This window comes from Pseudomonas sp. M2(2023) (assembly GCF_030263955.1).
GTDB lineage: Bacteria > Pseudomonadota > Gammaproteobacteria > Pseudomonadales > Pseudomonadaceae > Aquipseudomonas > Aquipseudomonas asiatica.
Genome location: NZ_CP127114.1, coordinates 1663594 through 1682398, shown reverse-complemented (window position 1 = coordinate 1682398; position 18805 = coordinate 1663594). Strand labels below are relative to the sequence as shown.

Genomic DNA, 18805 nt, shown 5'->3' with positions numbered 1-18805 from the left:
GAGGGCTTCATCAACCTGTGAGCAACTGTTTAACTGGCTGACAGCTCAGATGAACCGCTGCCCCTCGAACGGGTTCCAGCTCTGCTGTCCTTTGGTCTGCTTCAGGTAGTAGGCACGGTTGGTCAGGAAGCTGTACAGAAACGCAAACGCCATGCTGATGCCGTTATCCAACGGGCGCGGGATTTCGCTACCCGTCGCGATCTCGTAGTAGCTCAGGAGAACGCCGATGGCGATCATGATGGCCAGCATGACCAGGTTCTTCTTCCACAGTCCCAGCACGAACCAGTAGATCGGGCCGAAGAAAAAGGCGATGAAGTTGTTGTTGATCAGCAGCTTCTTACCAAATGGCAAGGCGCGGAAAGCGGCTTTGTAGGGCTCGGAGGTGGGTGCGCCGTACTGATCGAAGAAAGCGAAACGCTCCCGCCATTTTGGCTTGAGGTTATCTGGGGTGGATTGGGTTTGTGGGATGCCTTCCATTGGTGACTCCTGTGATTATCGTCCGTGTGTGTCGAATAGCCATGATCATGGCCGGTTTGGAGGGTAAAACAGCATGCTTTTGAGGGCAAGCTTAATACCTCCCGCAAAGCGAGAGCCAAGTCACGAAACACTCAAGGCTTCCAGATCGGCGCGATCAGAAATTCGTTGTTCACCAATTGATGTCGGTCAGGCGACCCAGCGGGTTGTCGTAGTGCAGGTGAACGCGGGTGCCGCTGAGGAACTTCGTATACCCCCTATTAGACTAGGTTCTGTACGAAATCCCGAGAAACCCAATTGGCGCCCTTCGGAAGCTGAAATTCTGTAGGGTTCCCGGCCATCTACGGAAAGGAATTCTGTGATGGCAAAGCGTTACGAACTCTCTGACGAGGCCTGGGATGTGGTCTCTGATCTCTTCATCGAAACTCATGGCCGAGGGCGGCCACGCTTAAGCGACCGCCTGATGCTCGATGGCGTGCTCTGGGTGCTCTGCTCGGGCGCTGCATGGCGAGACATGCCGGAGCGCTTCGGCCCATGGTCAACGGTGTATCAACGGTTTCGCGGCTGGCGAAACCAGGGGACGTTCGATCAGATGCTCAAACGCTTACACCTGAGATTGAATGAGCAAGGCTTGATCGATCTGCAAACCTGGATGATCGACTCAACCGCCGTACGTGCAACCCGAGCCTCATCTGGTGCTCGGAAAAAAGGGGGGCTGACGAACCTGCCGATCACGCTCTAGGCCGCAGTCGCGGTGGCCTGACGACCAAGATCCACATGCTCTGCGACGCTAACGGGATACCGTTGCGCTTCCTCCTCTCTGGCGGTCAAGCCAGTGACATCAGCTACGCCCAACCACTGTTGGACGAAGTCAGCATTCAATCGAACCAACGTGGCCGCCCGCGTAAGCGCTGCAAATGGTTGCTCGCCGACAAGGGCTACGACGCCGAAGCGCTGCGCCGTTACTGCGACCAGTACCGAATGCAACCCGTCATCCCGATGCGCTCAATGAAGCGTAAACCCAAGCCTGGCTTACCCAGACTGTTTGATCGACCCAAATACCGACAGCGCAACATCATTGAGCGCATGTTTGGCTGGCTGAAAGAGAACCGCCGCATCGTGACGCGCTTCGACAAGCTCGCGAAAAGCTATGCAGCCATGGTCTCACTGGCTTGTTCCATGCGGTGTTTGCGACATCTCTTTTCGTACAGAGCCTAACTATTGAGCTGTCGCTCCACCTCATCATCAGCCGCACTCAATATACCCTCCACCAGACTTGAATCGATTTTCCAAATGGATAATTTGGGGTTCCCTACATATTGCTGACCATAGGGAATTTCGTAATAAGACGCATCTACTTTTTCCGCAGTTAGCACAGCACAAACTGATCGAATCATTTTTGCATGATCGTGATAGTCGCCGTCAAAAATTTCCAACTCTAATACTGGCTCATGCGCCAGAATCGTTGATTTCAACTGCAACAATGGGACACCAAGTACACGATGGAGCTTCATAAGGGCTGAAGCTGAGACCCCAGCCCCCTCCATGACAATCGCAATGACAGACATTGTTCTAGGAACATCGTAAGGTGAAAAATATACATCATAACCTTTTAGCTCGTTACAATACGCCGCCTCAAAGATTCAGGCCAATTCATTTTCATACACCTCAATACCCCGAAGGCAAACTATTGACCCGCTGCAGTTCCGAACCCAATTTAGCAGCCTTAGCAATCATGGAAAAACGAAACCCTGGATCAACAGGGATATCTCCATTTTTATATAACCCCCATCCGGAAAATGATCTTGCCCTCTTCTAGGTATTTACCACTTCACTCGACCCTTGGAAGTTTGATTCATAGTTTAACACCTTTACTTGATCCTCGAAGCCAATCGAGAAAAACCTTCCATTTCTGTATATTCCTTCATCGGAACAATCCGCATGCAGAGGTCTCGTAACCTCAAACCCAGGAGGCGCAGGGTTTTTCATGGGGCCAGAGATGCCACGGCAAATTGAGCCCCATCTTGTAGCAGGGGGAGTTCATGGATCACACTCTATCAGAAATTGGAAAACTGCCCCTTAAAAACTCACCCGACCGCCATAAAACCAAACATATGACTTACCATTTCATTAAATGTTGAAAACTCATAGTAAACATTATCGAAGGCCTGGCGATCTCTCACCTGATATATTTTTGAGGACATTTCCAGCACATAAACATCCATATCACTCTCTCCAAAAACCAAGTAATCCTTCATCCATTCCAAATCACGCCAATTCAAATTCATCTCTATAAAATCATTGGTCTCACCGGCACAATCCGAAAATGGTATTCGGCGAGTTGAATACAAAAATACGCCATTCTCCGCAGCCCCATTACAAACACCTAATAGCTCCAGATACTCTGAGGGCGGCATAGCAAGCAACGCCAACTGACAGCGCTGAACAAATAATTCCAGATCTTCTTCGGATGCACCGGGAATAAGTGCAGGCGCACCAGACAACTTGTCGATCATCATTTTCATTTCAATCATCTAATGACCTAATATGCACGCCCCTCAAGGAATCTACTGATCGACCTCACCCTCACCAACCAAGGAGTCAATAAACACACGAAACGAAGAGGACAACATCTTTTGAGCGTTAATGTGATTTATGCGCATGTCAATATCCGGCTGAAAAACATCAACCGCAAAATAAATAACACTACCTCCTTCTTTATCAAGGCAAATAAAATTACCTGCCTCATCAACGGCAAAAGGTACCAAATGTGCTGGCAATACGTTCCTATGCACCATCAAATTGAAGCATCCGCCTATGTATTTAGTCTCGTCTTTGTCAACGATTTCAGCGCTGGCGATGCTTTTAAAATCTTCAATTCTAATCGGCTCATAATTTTCATCGCCCGTCCAAAACTCCCGATTCGGAGTGCCTCCATTGAAAGACAGGTAAAGCTCCCTGAAGTCCGTTGGAAATTGCATGCCAATTTCAGACTCAAGGTTATCAATATCTAATATCGAGACGGGAGCACCAGAATCAAACAGTTCAAAGTCATCCATTATAGAATCTTCAACAAGTTTTTAATGTTGTTTTCTGTGGGCGGCCTTTAGTCAACCCTTATCCTGTGAGATAGCTATAGCTTCAGGTATCCCATAAGATCCAGAAGGCAAACCAAAATATTTTTCGAATTGCGCGACTGAGCCAGTATGCGGCAACGAAGCCTTGTGAGCAGACTGCATTACTAACTGCATAGTACCTTTGCCCGTCACAGGATCGAAATCGTCCAAGTGGTGCCAAGTGTATTTGCCTATTGATTTCACTTGAGCCTTTGTCAGTCCAGCCTGTTTGTAAGCCTCGGTAAAGTCAGAGCACAGTTCAGGCGCACGCTGTTTAGCAAAATCAAAGCGAGCGAAAACCTCAACGCACTCCGGTTCAACCTCGATTGCCGCAACATCTATCAACCCCACAAGCAGTTCTTGCTAAGCGATTGAATCCAGCACTTTAACAACTGAACCTCACCTTAATAAAACAACTATCTCACCCAATGCTCAGCGAATTTACGAAATCATCAAAGCTCGCACAGACCCTCTCCATTTGCAGACCATCTTGAATTAGTAAATATACAGTTCCAGCGTCTTCCTCCCTCAGAGAAAGCATGAAGCTGTTGCCGCCATCGTCATATGCAAAAGGCACATAGCCATGCAAAGCCTTATCTTGAGCATTATATTCTTGCATTAATTTTTCTATCGGTAGCTCCCCGAATTTTACCGAATTGAAACCATTTATACTAAATACATACTCATCACCTTCCACCTCGGTAATCCTGGGAAATCCGCCATTGTTCCTAAGATAAATTTCCTTAAATAGGATCGGAAGCTTACCATTTGCCAAAGTTTCAATTTCTGAAAAATCACCGACATCAATACTGGATTCAGACCCTTCGAGATCTAACATGAAATTCCTCCTGCTTTTTTTCGCGGCCACTGGCTTTCTGGCTGGGAATGTATAAGCTTTTCCGGTTGCAGCTTTATATTGAGATACTCCTCCATTATGAGGAACACCTTGATGAGCCCTCTGCTCTACTAATTGCATAGTGCCTTTATTGGTTTTAGGATTATAGTCATCCACATGATGCCACACATAGCCTCGCGGCGTGGTTTTTTGATTTAATTCGGCCACTTTGTTTGCAGCCTCAAAGTCCTCAATATAATTTCCCGTATATTCAATTACCACTATGGGATTGACCCCTGGATTTTTCGCATAAAGCGCATTGCTACCAGAATAATCTAGGCCACCACCTAGTGTTTTAGTTATACCAAAATAACCACGCTCGGCAAGAGTGCTTAATGCATCCAATCCAAAGGGATCAACCCAAACAACCGGATTGTTGGCATATTTATAGAGATTCCATCCCCCGCCCAAGCCAATTGTGTCTTGGGTGATAAATTGCCCTATCTCAGGACCATAGTACCGGAACGTGTTGTAGTGCAGTCCCGTTTCACTATCAAAGTACTGACCTTGGAAACGCAAATTCTGCTCGATCTCATTGATCGGCAGACTCTCTATTGCCCCCCACGAGCGATACGTCGCCTGCCAGACGATCTTACCGTCACTGTCCGTGACCTCCAGCGGCGTACCAATCTGGTCAGTATGGAAATAATAAAGCTTCTGCTCCTCCCCTTCCGCCTGATCGACCCGCGCCAACGGCGCATAGCTACCCGGCTCATACAGATACAGGATGCTCTGCCCCGGCGTCTCCTCCCGCAGCATTCTCAGCCCTTGCCAGAGGAAGCGCTTCTGCTCGACCTGGCCATTGATCTCAGCCAGCTTGGCCACCCGCCGCCCCAGGCTGTCATAACGGTAGTGCCCGGTACTCTCCAGCTTGCCATTGACCCATGTCTCCGCCCGCACCAGCCGGTTTTCACCGTCATAACCGAAGCGCTGCAACCGGTTGCCATATTCCGAGCATTTTTCGATCAGGTTGCCCCACGGGTCGTAACGATACTCCTGGTCCCGCCAGTGTGTGATGCGGTTGTCCCTGGACTTGGCAAATTGCCGGGCATTGAAATCCAAGCGGTTGCCCGCAGGGTCGTAACGAAACTCTTCGCTGCCAACCAGCGAGCCCGTATCGCGGCTGCGCAACTGGCCGTTCGCTTCGTACTCGTACTTGATCTCGCCACGCAGCTTGTCGAGCGTACGCACCAGTTCACCTGCCGGGTCGTATTGGTAACGGCGGTGAATCGGGTTGTACGCATGCTCCACCAGCAATGAGGTATTGATACCGGTGTTGTGCACCTGCGAGAGCTTGTCGGCGGGCAGCATCGAGGCGTATTGCCGCGCCTTGCGCCCCATCTCGTCATAACCGAAACAACTGGTGAGCTTGCCCTGGGTCCGGTAAACCTCGCGGTGCAGGTCATCACGCTCCATGTCGCTGATCACCTGACCGTCCAGGTTCAGTTGGTGCAGATGCCCACTGCCGTAGTACAGGTGATTGACCTTGCGGCCGTCCGGCAGGGTTAGCGTAGTCAGATTGCCGAGCGGGTCGTATTCGTAGCAGAGCGTGCCGTCGGAGGTGATTTCTTTGATCAGCCGGCCCAGCAAATCGTAGGTGTACTCCAGCTTTTCTTCGCTGATTCCTAGCTGCTTGCCGATTCCGGTCGGCTGCCGCTCGATGCTCAGCAACCGGTCGCTGTCGTCGTACGCGAAGGTCTGGCTCGCATCGCGGTTGATCTTGGCGACCAACCGGCCAATGCTGTCACGCTCGAACAGCGTATGCCGCTCCGGCCGCTCGGCATTTTCGCCATAGCCAATCTCATCCAGCCGGGTCAGATGGCCGCCGAGGTTGTAGCTGAAACGCCGGGTCAGGTTATCCACCCGCACTTCTTCAGTCAGCCGGTCCGAGGCGTCATAGGCAAAGCGGTACGTGGCGTTGTTCTCGTTCACCAACCCGGTCAGACGCCAGGCCTTGTCGTACTCGTAACGAACCGTCCCTCCTTTCGGGTCCCGGCGGTTACTCGGCAAACCACGGGAAGTGCGTAGCAGGCGGGTGATCTGGCCTTTGCCATCGGTGTGGTCGAGCACCTGACCAAGGTCGTTGTAGGTAAAAGTTTCCGCCGTGCCGTCGGGATGGCTGATGCGCAGCACCTCACCGTCGGGCTTGCGCTCCAGCGTGGTGGTCTGGTTCAGCGCATCGGTTACCGCGACGAGGTGCTGGCGTTCGTCGTAGCGGTACCAGGTATTCTTGCCCGAACAATCCTGGTAACGCTCGACCTGTGCCAAGGTGTTCCACCACAGGTACTTGGACTTGTAGGTCGCGTCGATAATGGTGTGCGGCAGGCCGTCATCGCTGTTCAGGTATTCGGTCATTTGACCCAGGGCATCGAATTCGGCGAGCAGGTTGCCCTTTTCGTCGTAGCGCGCCCGCCAGGTGCTGCCATCCGGGTAACTGACCTGGGTCACCAGCGTGGTCAGGTGGTGATATTCGTAGGTGGTCTTGCGGCCCAGCGGGTCGGTTTCTTCGAGCAGGCGGGAGAATTCGTCGTACTTGAATTGCAGGCGGTTACCGTCCGCCAAGGTCAGGTCGACCATGTTGCCATTGTCGTCCAGCTCGGTGGCGTAGCGTTCGCCGCCGTAGTCGCGGCTGGCGATCACCCGGTGGTCGGGGTTGTACTGCACTTCCAGCTCGCGGCCGAGCACGTCGGTGGCCCAGCTGGTGCGGGCGTCGAGGTCGTAGCGGAAGTGGAAGCGTTCGCCATCGGTGGTCCAGTGCTCGACCACGCGCGGCTGGCCGCCGAGAGTTTCCCAACGGTAATGGCAGCCCAGGCCCAGCGCGTTGCTGTGGGTTACCATCAGGCCTTCGGCGTAGCTGAAACTGCGCACGGTGTGGCCGTTGCGGTTGATCACCGCGCTCAACTGGCCGTGTTCATCGTAGCGGTACTGGGTGAGCGTTTCGACCGCCTGGTCGTTCACCACGCGCTTGATGTCGGTCAGGCGGCCCAGCGGGTGGTCGTAGTGCAGGTGCACGCGGGTGCCGCCGGTGCCGCTGATGTCGGTCAGCGTACCGTCAGGCGTGCGGGTGAAATGCAGGAAGTGACCGAGAACGTTCTCGATGCGTTGCAGCGGCACTTCGCTGTTGGTGTCTGGCACTTCGCCGAAGTAGAAGAACAGGTTGTCCCGCGTTTGCAGGATGTAGTGGCCGCCCTCGGTGCACACCAGGTACACCTGCTCGTGCGGGTTGTAGATCCGTTCGCCCGGTTGCAGGGTCACGAACGGAACTTTGCGGCCTTGGTTGTCGGTGAGGTAAATGAATGAGCCCCGCCGACGCAGGCTTTGCTCCCAGGGCAGCACCCAGCCGCGCCCGAGCACGCTGTCGACGGTAAGGTCGCTGGCGTAGAAACGTGACCACTCGATCGGCATCAAGCCCGGGAGGCTGAAGTCAATTTCATCGGGGATCAGCTTGCGGCCGGTGGTGAGGTCGACCGGGTTGCCAACCAGTCCACCCAACACCCTGCGTGCCACAGGCTCGACCATGTAGCGGGCGGCCACTTCGCCAGCAATGAAGCCGGCCGTGAATTTCAGGGCACAAGGTAGGGCGGCCTTCATACCGGCCTGGGTACCCATCTTGAGCACATTCGCAAGGCCACTGGCTGCGCCAGCAATCGCCATCAGCACATCCACGGTGGTGCGCAGCCACTCCGGGACTTCGTCATCCACGGGCAGGTAGCGGTAAGTGCCACCGCCGATGAAGACGTTGTTCGAACCCCCGGAAATGGTCGCGCCGCAGGTCAGCTTGTCGCCCTTGCGCGCCGCCGCGACGCCATTGATGAAGACATTGGTCGAGCCCTCGGCGATCTGCACCGGGCCGGGGTGCTTGTCGCAGGCACCGATGCTTTTCTCGACGCGGGCGGCCTTGCGGCTATTTATGAAGACGTTGGGCGAGGCCGTCAGTATCGTCCCTGAGGGGGATGAGAACAGACTGCCCAGTGCCTCGCCGGCAGCGGTCAGCAAGCTGCCCCCGAGACCTGCCGCGATGCCGGCCAGCAAAGCCACGCCTAACCCGCAGGTGAAGGTGGCGATGGCCACCGTGGCCACCAGTGCGATACCCAGGGCAGCGCCCAGCAGGAAGCCGCCCAATGCGCCGGTGTGTGAAATCTCGTCGCCAAACCTGGCCGCTTCGAACATGAGGGGTTACTCCTGTTCGGCCAAGTTGTGCAACGTGAATGAACGACAAGACTGAAGCAGCGAGCGCTCGGTCAGATCCTTGATCATTGTTGCGTCCTTGAGGCTTGAAACCCAAGGACGCTAGGAAAACGCCGTTAGGCCGTCAATGAACAAGGCGTTCAGTGCGCGGACCTGCTTGTAGGAAAGCACTTACCCGCCAGGAGCGACTGCCTTGCCGCATAGGCTTGGGTTACCATACCGCCCTTGCGCAACACCCATCACCCAAGCCAAGCCCCCGCTTGCTCGACTCGACACCAACAGGTCATCCATGCGTCTGTTTCATACTTCCGACTGGCACCTGGGCCAAAGCCTGCACGGCCAGGAACGCGACTTCGAACACGCCTGCTTCCTCGACTGGCTGCTCGGCCAGCTGCGCCTGCGCCAGCCGGATGCGCTGCTGATCGCCGGCGATATCTTCGACACGGTCAACCCGCCGGTCAAAGCCCAGGAACGTCTCTACGACTTCATCGTCCAGGCCCACGAGCAACAGCCGAAGCTGGACATTGTGATGATCGCTGGCAACCACGACTCCGGCTCGCGCATCGAGCTGCCCGCGGCGCTGATGCGCCGCCTGCGCACCCATGCCCTGGGCCGTGTGCACTGGCTGGACGAGGGCCAGCTGGATGCCGAGCGCCTGCTGATTCCGCTGACCAACGGCCGTGGCAAGGTCGCCGCCTGGTGCCTGGCCCTGCCCTTCCTGCGCCCGGCCGAGGTGACCGGCCCGCAACTGGGTGACGACTACCTGCAAGGCATTACCCAGGTGCACCAGCAACTGATCGCCGCCGCGCAAAAGAAGCGCAAGAAGGACCAGGCGCTGATCGCCATCAGCCACGCGCACATGGCCGGTGGCGCGGTGTCGGAGGACTCCGAACGCAGCCTGATCATCGGCAACGCCGAAGCGCTGCCGGCCAAGCTGTTCGACAAGGCCATCAGCTACGTCGCCCTGGGCCACCTGCACAAGCCGCAGAAGGTCAACCGCGAAGAACGCATCCGCTACAGCGGCTCGCCGATCCCGCTGTCGTTCGCCGAAATCAACTACCCGCACCAAGTGCTGGAAGTGGAGCTGGACGGCACTGGCCTGGTCAGCGTCGAACCGCGCCCGGTACCGCGCGCCGTGGCCCTGCAACGGGTCGGCCCGGCACCACTGGGCGAACTGCTGGAGCAGTTGGCCGAGCTGCCAGTGATCGACCTGCTCGAAGACCCCAACCGCCAGCCCTGGCTGGAGGTGCGGGTGATACTGGATGAGCCGCAACCCGACCTGCGCCAGCAGATCGAAACCGCACTGCAAGGCAAGGCCGTGCGCTTGATCCGCATCAGTGCCGAATACGCCGGCCGCAACAATGCCGAAGACGATGACCTGGCCTTTGTCGAACTGGCCCAGATGACCCCGCAGGACCTGTTCAGCCGCGCCTGGGAGCAGGCCTATGGCAACCCCGCCGACGAACAGGCGCTGGCCGACTTCGCCCTGCTGTTGCAGGACGTGCAGCAGGAAGAGGAACAGCCATGAAGATTCTCGCCATCCGCCTGAAGAACCTGGCATCCCTGGCCGGCCCGGTCGATATCGACTTCACCGCCGAACCGCTGGCCAGCGCCGGCCTGTTCGCCATCACCGGGCCTACCGGGGCGGGCAAAAGTACCCTGCTCGACGCCCTGTGCCTGGCGTTGTTCGGCACCGTGCCGCGGCTGCACGACATTGGCCGCGAGGCCAAGGTGCCGGATGCAGACGGTGAAATCCCTACCTCCGACCCGCGCAACCTGCTGCGCCGCGGCACCGGCAGCGGCTTTGCCGAAGTCGATTTCGTCGGCATCGATGGCCGCCGCTACCGCGCCCGCTGGGAAGCCAACCGCGCCCGCGACAAGGCCAACGGCAAGCTGCAGCACAGCCGCCAGAGCTTCTACGACCTGGACAGCGAGCAGGTACTGGGCAGCGGCAAGAACGAGTACAAACAACTGGTCGAAGCCCGCCTGGGCCTGAACTTCGAACAGTTCACCCGCGCGGTGATGCTGGCCCAGAGCGAATTCGGCGCCTTCCTCAAGGCCGACGACAAAGAACGCAGCGAGCTGCTGGAAAAGCTCACCAACACCGCCATCTACACCCGCCTGGGCCAGCGGGCCTTCAGCAAGGCACGCGAAGCCGGCGAGGCCCACAATGCCCTGAAGGACCGTGCCAGCCACCTGCTGCCGATGGCCGCCGAAGCGCGCGCCGAACTCGACCAGCGCCTGGAGCAGGCGCAACAGCAGTTCAAGGCCGACCAGGCTGGCGAGCGCCAGCTGGAACAGCAACGCAACTGGCTGAACGAGCAGCGCCAGTTGCAGGCCCAGCACGCCGAAGCCGGCACCGCGCTGCAGGCCGCCGAACAGGACTGGCAACAACTGGCTGACCAGCGCCTGGACCTGGTGCGCCTGGAGCGTCTGGCCCCGCAGCGTCACCAGTTCCACCGCCAGCAGACACTGACCGCGCAACTGGCACCGGTGGCAGCGAAGATCGCCGAGCAACAGCAGCAGCAAGCCGAACTGCAAGTGCGCACCAGTGAGCTCGAACAGGCGCTGGACGCCGCGCGTCAGGCGCTTGCCGATAGCCAGGCCCAACACAGCGAGAACGCCCCTCGCCTGCGCCAGGCCTTTGCCGCCCAGGACAACCTGGCCCGCCTGGACCAGGAGCTGGCAGCACAGCGCAGCGCCGGCCAGCAGGCCGAGCAGCAGGTCGCCGAAGGCCAGCAGCACCTGCAGCAGCTCGAAGACAACCAGCAGCGCAGCCTGCAGCAACTGGCGCAGATCGACACCGCGCTCGCCGACAGCCAGCATCTGGCGGGCCTGGCCAATGCCTGGCACGCCTACCTGCCGCAACTGAAGCAAGTGATGCTGATCGGTGGCCGCCTGACCAAGGGCCGTGAAGAGCTGCCCGGCCTACAAGCCCAGGCCAGCCAGGCCAATGCGCACTTGCAGGCCGAGCGCGATGCCTTCGAGCTGCTGTTCCGCGAAGCCAAGGCCGAACCCCAGGCCCTGGCAGAACAGATCGACCTGCTGGGTGGCATGCTGCAGGACAACCGCAAGCAGCAGCGCGCCGTGGAAGAGCTGTCACGTCTGCATGGCCGTGAACTGGAGCTGCGCCAACAGCTGGAGGCCGTACGCGTGCGTCAGCAGCAGGCCATGCAGCAGCGCCAGCAACTGATTACCGAAGGCACCGCCGCCAAGGCCGAGCTGGAAGCCGCCGAGCAAGCGCTCAACCTCACCCGCCAGTTGCTGGAACGCCAGCGCCTGGCACGTAACACCAGCGTCGAAGAGTTGCGCGGCCAGTTGCGCGACGGCGAACCCTGCCCGGTGTGCGGCAGCGCCGAGCACCCGTTCCACCAGCCTGACGCGCTGCTGCAAAGCCTGGGTCGCCATGACCAGGCCGAGGAAGACGCCGCGCAGAAGCAGGTCGAAACCCTCAACAGCAAGCTGGTGGAGCTGCGCACCCAGCTGGGCGTGGTCAACGCCCAGCTCAAGGATTATCAGCAGCAACAGCAGCAACTGGGCGAACAGCTACAACCGCTGGTGGCCCAGGTGCAGGCGCACAGCCTGTGGCCCGCCCTGGCCCCGCAGGACGACAATGCCCGCAGTGCCTGGCTCGACAGCCAGCTGCGGCGCCTGGACGAAGAAATCGGCCAGGACGAGAAACGCCAGAGCGCCCTGCTCGCCCTGCAAAAAGATGCAGCCCGTCTCAACCAGCAATTGCAGGCCGCCCAGCAGGCGCAACAGCAAGCCCAGCGCCACCTGGAGCAACAGCACCAGGCCCTGGCCAGCGACGAGCAGCAGTTGCAGCAAGGCCTTGAGGACCTTGCCGGCGTATTGCCCGAAGAGGCCCTCAAGGCCTTGAACGACGACCCGGCCAATGCCTTCCTCGCCCTGGACCAGCAGATCGCCCTGCGCCTGCAGCAACTGGAGCAGCGCAAGGACGAACAGGAAGAACAGCAAGCCCGCCAGGCCCAGCTGGACAAGCTGCGCGACCAGCAGCAGGCACGCGTGCAGACCCAGCAGCAGCTGCAGCAGAAACTTGCCGCCCTCGACGAGCAGCGCCAGCAGGCACAGGCTTCGCTCGGCGAACTGCTGGGCGGACACGCCAGCGCCGAAGCCTGGCAACTGCATATGGACGCCGCGCTGGAGCAGGCCCGCGCCCTCGATGCCGACACTGCCCAGCGCCTGCAGGACTTGCGTACCCAAGGCGTGCAACTGGCCAGCGAACTCAAGGCCAACACCCAGCAGCAGCAGGCGCTGGACGCCGAGTGCCAGCAGTTGCAGGGCCAGATCGCCCAGTGGCGCGCAGAACACCCGGAACTGGACGACGCCGGCCTGGATCGCCTGCTGGGCATGGAGGACGCGCAGGTAAATGAGCTGCGCCAGCGCCTGCAAGGCGCCGAAAAGGCCATCGAACAGGGACGCGTGCTGCTGCAGGAACGTGAACAACGCCTGCAGCAACATGCCGCGCAAATGACTGTGGACACCTCGGCCGACGCCTTGGAACAGGCCCTGACCGAACTGCGCGAACGCCTGGCCGGCCATGAGCAGCAATGCGCCGAACTGCGTGCACAGCAGGCCGATGACCAGCGTCGCCAACAGGCGCACCAGGCGCTGGCGGCGGAAATCGAACAGGCCCACCAGCAGTGGCAACGCTGGGCTCGCCTGAACGCCCTGATCGGCTCGGCCTCTGGCGATGTGTTCCGCAAGATCGCCCAGGGCTACAACCTCGACCTGCTGCTGCACCACGCCAACGCCCAGCTGCGCCAGCTGGCCCGCCGTTACCGCCTAAAGCGCGGCGGCAGCGCCCTGGGCCTGCTGGTGCTGGACACCGAGATGGGTGACGAACTGCGTTCGGTGCACTCGCTGTCTGGCGGGGAAACCTTCCTGGTGTCGCTGGCCCTGGCCCTGGGCCTGGCCTCGATGGCCTCCAGCACGCTGCGCATCGAATCGCTGTTCATCGATGAAGGCTTCGGCAGCCTCGACCCCGAGTCGCTGCAACTGGCCATGGACGCCCTTGACGGCTTGCAGGCCCAGGGCCGCAAGGTGGCGGTGATTTCCCACGTGCAGGAAATGCACGAACGCATCCCGGTGCAGATCCAGGTGCGCCGCCAAGGCAATGGCCTGAGTGACGTGGAGGTGTGCGGGTGATCCTCTACTCGTTCCGCCGCTGCCCCTGGGCCATGCGCGCGCGCCTGGCCCTGCGCTATGCGGAGTGCAAGGTGGAGATTCGCGAGGTAGCGATGAAGAACAAGCCGGCAGAACTGCTGGCCTTGTCACCCAAGGGCACGGTGCCGGTACTGGATACCGGTGCCGGGGTGCTCGAAGAAAGCCTGGACATCATGCGTTGGGCGCTGGCGCAAAACGACCCCCAGGACTGGCGGCTGCAGGCCGACCCTGCGGCGGCGCAGCAGGCTGAAACACTGATTGCGCGCAACGACAGCACGTTCAAGGCGCAGGCGAACCTGTACAAGTATGCCGAGCGCTACCCCGAGCATACCCGCGAGCATTACCGCCAGCAGGCCGAGGCCTGGCTGGCGGAGCTCGAGGGCCTGCTGGCAGGCAGGCCCTACTTGCTGGCCACGCACCCGAGCATTGCCGATGCCGCGTTGCTGCCCCTGATGCGCCAGTTTGCCGGGGTCGAACCGCAGTGGTTCGCCGAGGCGGCTTATCCGCGGGTGCGGAGCTGGCTGGAGGGGTGGTTGGCTTCGGAGCTGTTCAGGTCAGTCATGGCCAAATGAACAACTATCAGCATTGCACAGTCCCCTGTGGGAGCGGCCTTGTGTCGCGAAAGGGCCGCACAGCGGCCCCGGCAATCCTGGGGTAAACCGCTGAAATCCTGGGGGCGCTTCGCGCCCCTTTCGCGACACAAGGCCGCTCCCACAGGATCCGTGTCAGGCTTGAGTCAGTGGTTGTGCTTGCCACTCAATGCCGCATGGAAGTTGGCACTCTGGCGCAGGTACTGTTCGGTGTAGCTATGGGTAGCGGACGCCTTGCCGCTGCTGTCGGCATGGGCATGCGCTGGCAATACGACCGAAGCGGAAATGGCGGATGCGGCAATGACCGGGAAGAGATTGAAGTTCATCTGGGCTGACCTCGACGGCGGTGGTTTGACGTTGGCCTGTTTGGGCCTTGGGTCAAACTTACGCCGCCGAAGCCGCAGGCAAAAATTCATTGCGCCAGTATCGACTATCACGCCGATCGATATCACTCGATGAACTTCAGGTCCGACGGCGCATCCTGCTTCAGCGTCTGCACCGTCTCCAACAGCTTGCCGCTGCGCGGATCGCGGCGCATCACCACGATCTGGTTGCTCTTCTGGTTGGCCACCAGCAAGAAGTTGTCACTCGGGTCGAGGGCGAACTCGCGGGGATGATCCCCCTCCACCGAACGGCGCTGCAGGAAGGTCAGCTGGCCATCCTGCTTGCCCACGCTGAACGCCACGATCTCGTTGGCCGTGCCTCGGTTGCTCACATACAGGAAGCGCCCGTCTGCCGACAAGTGCAAGCCACCTGCCGCTTTCGCCGCAGCTTCCTTGCTCTCGGTCAGGGGCAGGCGCTGGCGTTCGACCAGGTTGCCCTCCTGCACGTCGAACATCACCACTTCGGCACTCATTTCCAGGGTCAGGTAGGCGTGCCGACCCTTGGCGTCGAACAACAGGTGGCGCGGCCCGCTGCCCGGCGGCAGGTCCACCGACGCGGGGATCGCCGGCGTCAACGGGTGGTCTGCGCTGGCACCGTCGTAGCGGTAGATGAACACCTTGTCGGCCCCCAGGTCGCTGGCATACAGGTGGCGGCCGTCCGGTGACAGCACCAGCGAATGCACATGGGCGCCGGCCTGGCGCTCGGGGTTGACCCCGCTCGCCTTGTGCCGGGCCTGTTGCACCACCGGCTTGAGCTTGCCGTCCTTGGCCACCGGGACTACCACCAGGCTGCCGCCGGGATCGGGCTTGACCGCGTAGTTGGCCACGAACAGATAACGCTGGTCCTGGCTGAGGCTGGCGTGGGTAGGCTCGTCACCTTGGCTGGGTACCTGGTTGAGCAGCTTGATCTCGCCTTTTGCACTGACGGCGAAACTGCTGACCCCGCCCTTCGGCGTTTCGTTGACCGCAAAGAGCTGGCGTTGATCGGCCGACAGCACCAGCCATGAAGGGCTGACACTCTCCACCACCTGCTGCGGCGACGGGTCGATATGACCGGTCTTTTCGTCGAACCCGTAGCGGTAGATGCCCTCGCTGGCGCCATCGGTGTAACTGCCCACCAGCAAGGTGGCGGCGTGGGCATGGATGGTCAGGCTCATCAGGCTAGCGGTCAGCAGGCTCGTCCAGATCCGATTCATCTTCGTCATCATCCGGGGCGCGAAAGGCACTCATACAGACTAGCCGATGCGCGCCGTCGGCATCGTCGAGTTGCCACTCGTCACCCACGGCGATGGCAGCTGTGATCTGCTCGGGGGTGAAGGTCCAGCGGCGGAGCTGGCGGCCGTCCATGCATTCGATGGTGAGGCCGGATTCATCGGAGGTGAAGTCGAAGGCGTGCAGGCCGTCGATCAGGAGCATGTCGCAGGACTGCAGGGCGGTGGCGAGGGGGGACATGGGGGTACCAATCTGAAATGAGTTGGCATTATAGCCCTGGGGCTGCTTTGCAGCCCATCGCGACACAAGGCCGCTCCTACAGGGATCGCATCAGCCTGCCGATACGCGTTCCCCTGCAGGAGCGGCCCCCTGCGGTCAATGAGCGAAAATGGAGCCCCCCTCCTTGCCCACCATCTTCTCAGGCTTGATCAGGAACCTTGCCAGCGCCGGCAGCAGCCACAGCGCACCGAACATGTTCCACAGCAGCATGAAGGTCAGCATCAGCCCCATGTCCGCCTGGAACTTGATAGCCGAGAAGATCCAGGTGCACACGCCGATGGCCAGGCACAAGCCGGTGAACAGCACTGCCTTGCCGGTCGAGCGCAGGGTCTCGTAATACGCCTCCTGCAACGGCAACCCGGCGCGCAGGAAGCTTTCCAGCCGGCTGTAGATGTAGATGCCATAGTCCACGCCAATGCCCACACCCAGCGCCACCACCGGCAAGGTCGCCACCTTGACCCCGATGCCCATGTAGGCCATCAGCGCGTTGCCCAGCACCGAGGTCAGCACCAGCGGCAGGACGATGCACAGGGTGGCGGCGAACGAGCGGAAGGTAATCAGGCACATCACCGCCACGCAGATGTACACCAGGATCAGGATGGTCAGCTCGGCCGACTTGATCACCTCGTTGGTCGCCGCTTCGATCCCGGCATTGCCCGCCGCCAGCAGGAACTGCAGGCCTTCCTTGTTGTGGCTGTCGGCAAACGCCTTGGCCACGGCAGTGACCCGCTCCAGGGTTTCGGCCTTGTGGTCGTTGAGGAACACCAGCACCGGCGCCAGCGAGCAGTCGCCGTTGTACAAGCCGTCGGCGCGGGCGATGGAGTTGTTGAGAATGTCCGGGTTGCGCGACAGGGTTTCCCATTTCAGGCTGCCCTCGTTCATGCCCTTGATCACCTGCTTGGACACGGTCACGAGGGAAATTGCCGACTGCACGCCCGGGGTGTTCTGCATGGTCCACATCAGCTCGTCGATCGGTGCCATGGTCGAGTGGATCGAGCAGCTTTCCGGCGGGGTCTTGACCATGATCACCAGCACGTCGGAACTGGTCGAATAGTTGCTGATGATGAAGTTGTTGTCCTGGTTGTAGCGCGAGTCGGGGCGCAGCTCCGGCGCACCCTGGTCGAGGTCGCCGATCTTCAGGTTCTGGCTGTACCACAGGCCACCGGCGAAGGCGACCAGCGCCAGGGCCACCGACACCGGCGCCACCTTGGCACTGGCGAAGTTCGACAACAGGCGCCAGAACGGGTGCTCGCGGGTGGCGTCCTGCTTGCTGCGCTCGACGGCCTTCTTGCTGATGCCGACGTAGGAGATCGCTACCGGCAGCAGGATGAGGTTGGTGAACACGATCACCGCCACACCGATGGAGGCACCGATGGCCAGTTCACGAATCACGCCGATGTCGATAATCAGCAGGGTGATGAAGCCCACGGCGTCGGCGAGGATGGCGATCATCCCCGGCAGGAACAGCTGGCGGAAGGTGCGCCGGGCGGCGGTCAGGGCGTTGTCGGCGTCACTCGACTGCAGGGCGATACCGTTGATCTTCTGCACCCCGTGGGAAATGCCAATGGCGAAGATCAGGAACGGCACCAGCATCGAGTACGGGTCCAGGCCAAAGCCCACTGCATGCATCAGGCCCAACTGCCAGACCACTGCCACCAGGGTGGTGATGAGCACGGCGATGGTACTGCGGATGCACCAGGTGAACCAGTACAGCAGCACCCAGGTGATGGCCAGGGCGACGCCGAAGAACATCGCCACCATCACCAGGCCGTCGATCAGGTCGCCGACCTTCTTGGCGAAGCCGACGATGTGCACCTTCACGTTGGGGTTCTGCGCCTGGAACTTGTCACGGATCTTTTCTTCAAGCTGGTGCGAGAACTGCTGGTAGTCCAACTTCACCTGCTTGCCTGGGTCCTGCGGGTCGGGGTAGCTCTCCAGCAGTGGCACATCGACGATGCTGGACTTGAAGTTGTTGCCCACCAGTCGCCCCACCTGGCCCGACTTGAGCACGTTGTCGCGCAGGGTGTCGAGGCTGTCCTGCGAGCCGTTGTAGGTGTTGGGAATCACCTCGCCACCCGAGAAGCCTTCCTCGGTGACCTCGCTCCAGCGCACGCTGGGGCTCCACAGCGACTTCAACCCGGCACGGTCGACGCCAGGGATGTAGAACACTTCGTCATGGATCTGCCGCAGGGTCTCCATGTAGTCCTTGTCGAAGATGTCGCCATTCACGGCCTCCACCGAAATGCGCACGGTGTTGCCGAGGTTGGCCAGGTCGTTGCGGTGCTCCATCATCTGCTCGATGAACGGGTGCTGCAGCGGGATCATCTTCTCGAAGCTGGTGGACGGGCGTATCTGCGTGGCCTGCCAGAACAGGAAGATGCTGACCAGCACGCACAGGGCGATGACCACGGGGCGATTGTTGAAGATCAGGCGTTCGAGCAACGTGGCCTTGTCCTGGTGATGCGGGTGCATGGTGATGCT

The 18805-nt window shown here is 59.6% G+C and carries 14 protein-coding genes; 4 read left to right on the top strand and 10 right to left on the bottom strand.

The features are described 5' to 3' along the window. Positions 1 to 45: 45 nt before the first annotated feature. A complete protein-coding gene (locus QN085_RS07830; protein ID WP_013971637.1) occupies positions 46 to 477 on the bottom strand; it encodes a DUF2628 domain-containing protein in 432 nt (143 codons plus the stop codon). Positions 478 to 835: 358 nt separating this feature from the next. Between QN085_RS07830 and QN085_RS07825 the strand changes: the two genes are divergently transcribed. Continuing rightward, a protein-coding gene (locus QN085_RS07825) for an IS5 family transposase (protein WP_128637302.1) occupies positions 836 to 1692 on the top strand; the annotation gives its coding sequence in 2 pieces (ribosomal slippage) (positions 836 to 1174 and positions 1177 to 1692; 855 coding nt in all). Here the strand turns inward: QN085_RS07825 and QN085_RS07820 are convergent. From QN085_RS07820 to QN085_RS07800, 5 genes are all read right to left on the bottom strand, one after another. Beyond that, positions 1689 to 2042, bottom strand: coding sequence for a hypothetical protein (locus QN085_RS07820; RefSeq protein WP_023662512.1), 354 nt, complete (start codon positions 2040 to 2042; stop codon positions 1689 to 1691). The genes QN085_RS07825 and QN085_RS07820 overlap by 4 nt on opposite strands. Positions 2043 to 2561: 519 nt before the next feature. Then, on the bottom strand, positions 2562 to 3008 hold the full coding sequence (locus QN085_RS07815) for a YrhA family protein (protein WP_023662513.1): 447 nt from the start codon (positions 3006 to 3008) through the stop codon (positions 2562 to 2564). Positions 3009 to 3041: 33 nt separating this feature from the next. Further along, positions 3042 to 3533 (bottom strand): SMI1/KNR4 family protein, encoded by a 492-nt coding sequence (locus QN085_RS07810; RefSeq protein WP_023662514.1) that lies wholly within the window; start codon positions 3531 to 3533, stop codon positions 3042 to 3044. Positions 3534 to 3584: 51 nt separating this feature from the next. After that, complete coding sequence (locus tag QN085_RS07805) at positions 3585 to 3941, bottom strand: HNH endonuclease signature motif containing protein (protein ID WP_023662515.1); 357 nt, start codon at positions 3939 to 3941, stop codon at positions 3585 to 3587. Positions 3942 to 4011: 70 nt separating this feature from the next. Further along, positions 4012 to 8655 carry an RHS repeat-associated core domain-containing protein gene (locus QN085_RS07800; protein ID WP_285690296.1) on the bottom strand — a complete coding sequence of 1548 codons (4644 nt, stop codon included), beginning with the start codon at positions 8653 to 8655 and terminating at the stop codon, positions 4012 to 4014. Positions 8656 to 8962: 307 nt separating this feature from the next. Between QN085_RS07800 and QN085_RS07795 the strand changes: the two genes are divergently transcribed. The 3 genes from QN085_RS07795 to QN085_RS07785 are packed head-to-tail and all read left to right on the top strand — an operon-like array spanning position 8963 to position 14432. Next, on the top strand, positions 8963 to 10201 hold the full coding sequence (locus tag QN085_RS07795; RefSeq protein ID WP_013971635.1) for an exonuclease SbcCD subunit D C-terminal domain-containing protein: 1239 nt from the start codon (positions 8963 to 8965) through the stop codon (positions 10199 to 10201). Beyond that, positions 10198 to 13842, top strand: a complete 3645-nt coding sequence (locus tag QN085_RS07790) for an AAA family ATPase (RefSeq protein ID WP_285690292.1) — start codon at positions 10198 to 10200, stop codon at positions 13840 to 13842. Before QN085_RS07795 ends, QN085_RS07790 begins: the two co-directional genes overlap by 4 nt. Beyond that, positions 13839 to 14432 (top strand): glutathione S-transferase, encoded by a 594-nt coding sequence (locus tag QN085_RS07785; protein ID WP_024086539.1) that lies wholly within the window; start codon positions 13839 to 13841, stop codon positions 14430 to 14432. Before QN085_RS07790 ends, QN085_RS07785 begins: the two co-directional genes overlap by 4 nt. Before the next feature lie 164 nt (positions 14433 to 14596). On the opposite strand, the gene QN085_RS07780 is transcribed toward QN085_RS07785, so the two are convergent. The 4 genes from QN085_RS07780 to QN085_RS07765 all read right to left on the bottom strand — a co-directional run bounded on the left by QN085_RS07780 (position 14597) and on the right by QN085_RS07765 (position 18796). Continuing rightward, positions 14597 to 14776 (bottom strand): hypothetical protein, encoded by a 180-nt coding sequence (locus QN085_RS07780; RefSeq protein WP_012271225.1) that lies wholly within the window; start codon positions 14774 to 14776, stop codon positions 14597 to 14599. 122 nt (positions 14777 to 14898) lie between these two features. After that, positions 14899 to 16029 (bottom strand): lactonase family protein, encoded by a 1131-nt coding sequence (locus QN085_RS07775; protein WP_023660912.1) that lies wholly within the window; start codon positions 16027 to 16029, stop codon positions 14899 to 14901. Beyond that, positions 15995 to 16285, bottom strand: coding sequence for a DUF5629 family protein (locus QN085_RS07770; RefSeq protein WP_013971631.1), 291 nt, complete (start codon positions 16283 to 16285; stop codon positions 15995 to 15997). Before QN085_RS07770 ends, QN085_RS07775 begins: the two co-directional genes overlap by 35 nt. 135 nt (positions 16286 to 16420) lie before the next feature. Beyond that, entirely contained in the window at positions 16421 to 18796 is a 2376-nt protein-coding gene (locus QN085_RS07765) for an efflux RND transporter permease subunit (RefSeq protein WP_024086538.1), read from the bottom strand. Between the last annotated feature and the right edge of the window lie 9 nt (positions 18797 to 18805).

Excerpts from the sequence above, each read along its gene's own strand:
- QN085_RS07830 (WP_013971637.1), bottom strand. The coding sequence starts at position 477 with ATGGAAGGCATCCCACAAACCCAATCCACCCCAGATAACCTCAAGCCA.
- QN085_RS07820 (WP_023662512.1), bottom strand. The coding sequence starts at position 2,042 with ATGTCTGTCATTGCGATTGTCATGGAGGGGGCTGGGGTCTCAGCTTCA.
- QN085_RS07815 (WP_023662513.1), bottom strand. The coding sequence starts at position 3,008 with ATGATTGAAATGAAAATGATGATCGACAAGTTGTCTGGTGCGCCTGCA.
- QN085_RS07810 (WP_023662514.1), bottom strand. The coding sequence starts at position 3,533 with ATGGATGACTTTGAACTGTTTGATTCTGGTGCTCCCGTCTCGATATTA.
- QN085_RS07800 (WP_285690296.1), bottom strand. The coding sequence starts at position 8,655 with ATGTTCGAAGCGGCCAGGTTTGGCGACGAGATTTCACACACCGGCGCA.
- QN085_RS07795 (WP_013971635.1), top strand. The coding sequence starts at position 8,963 with ATGCGTCTGTTTCATACTTCCGACTGGCACCTGGGCCAAAGCCTGCAC.
- QN085_RS07790 (WP_285690292.1), top strand. The coding sequence starts at position 10,198 with ATGAAGATTCTCGCCATCCGCCTGAAGAACCTGGCATCCCTGGCCGGC.
- QN085_RS07780 (WP_012271225.1), bottom strand. The coding sequence starts at position 14,776 with ATGAACTTCAATCTCTTCCCGGTCATTGCCGCATCCGCCATTTCCGCT.
- QN085_RS07775 (WP_023660912.1), bottom strand. The coding sequence starts at position 16,029 with ATGAATCGGATCTGGACGAGCCTGCTGACCGCTAGCCTGATGAGCCTG.
- QN085_RS07770 (WP_013971631.1), bottom strand. The coding sequence starts at position 16,285 with ATGTCCCCCCTCGCCACCGCCCTGCAGTCCTGCGACATGCTCCTGATC.
- QN085_RS07765 (WP_024086538.1), bottom strand. The coding sequence starts at position 18,796 with ATGCACCCGCATCACCAGGACAAGGCCACGTTGCTCGAACGCCTGATC.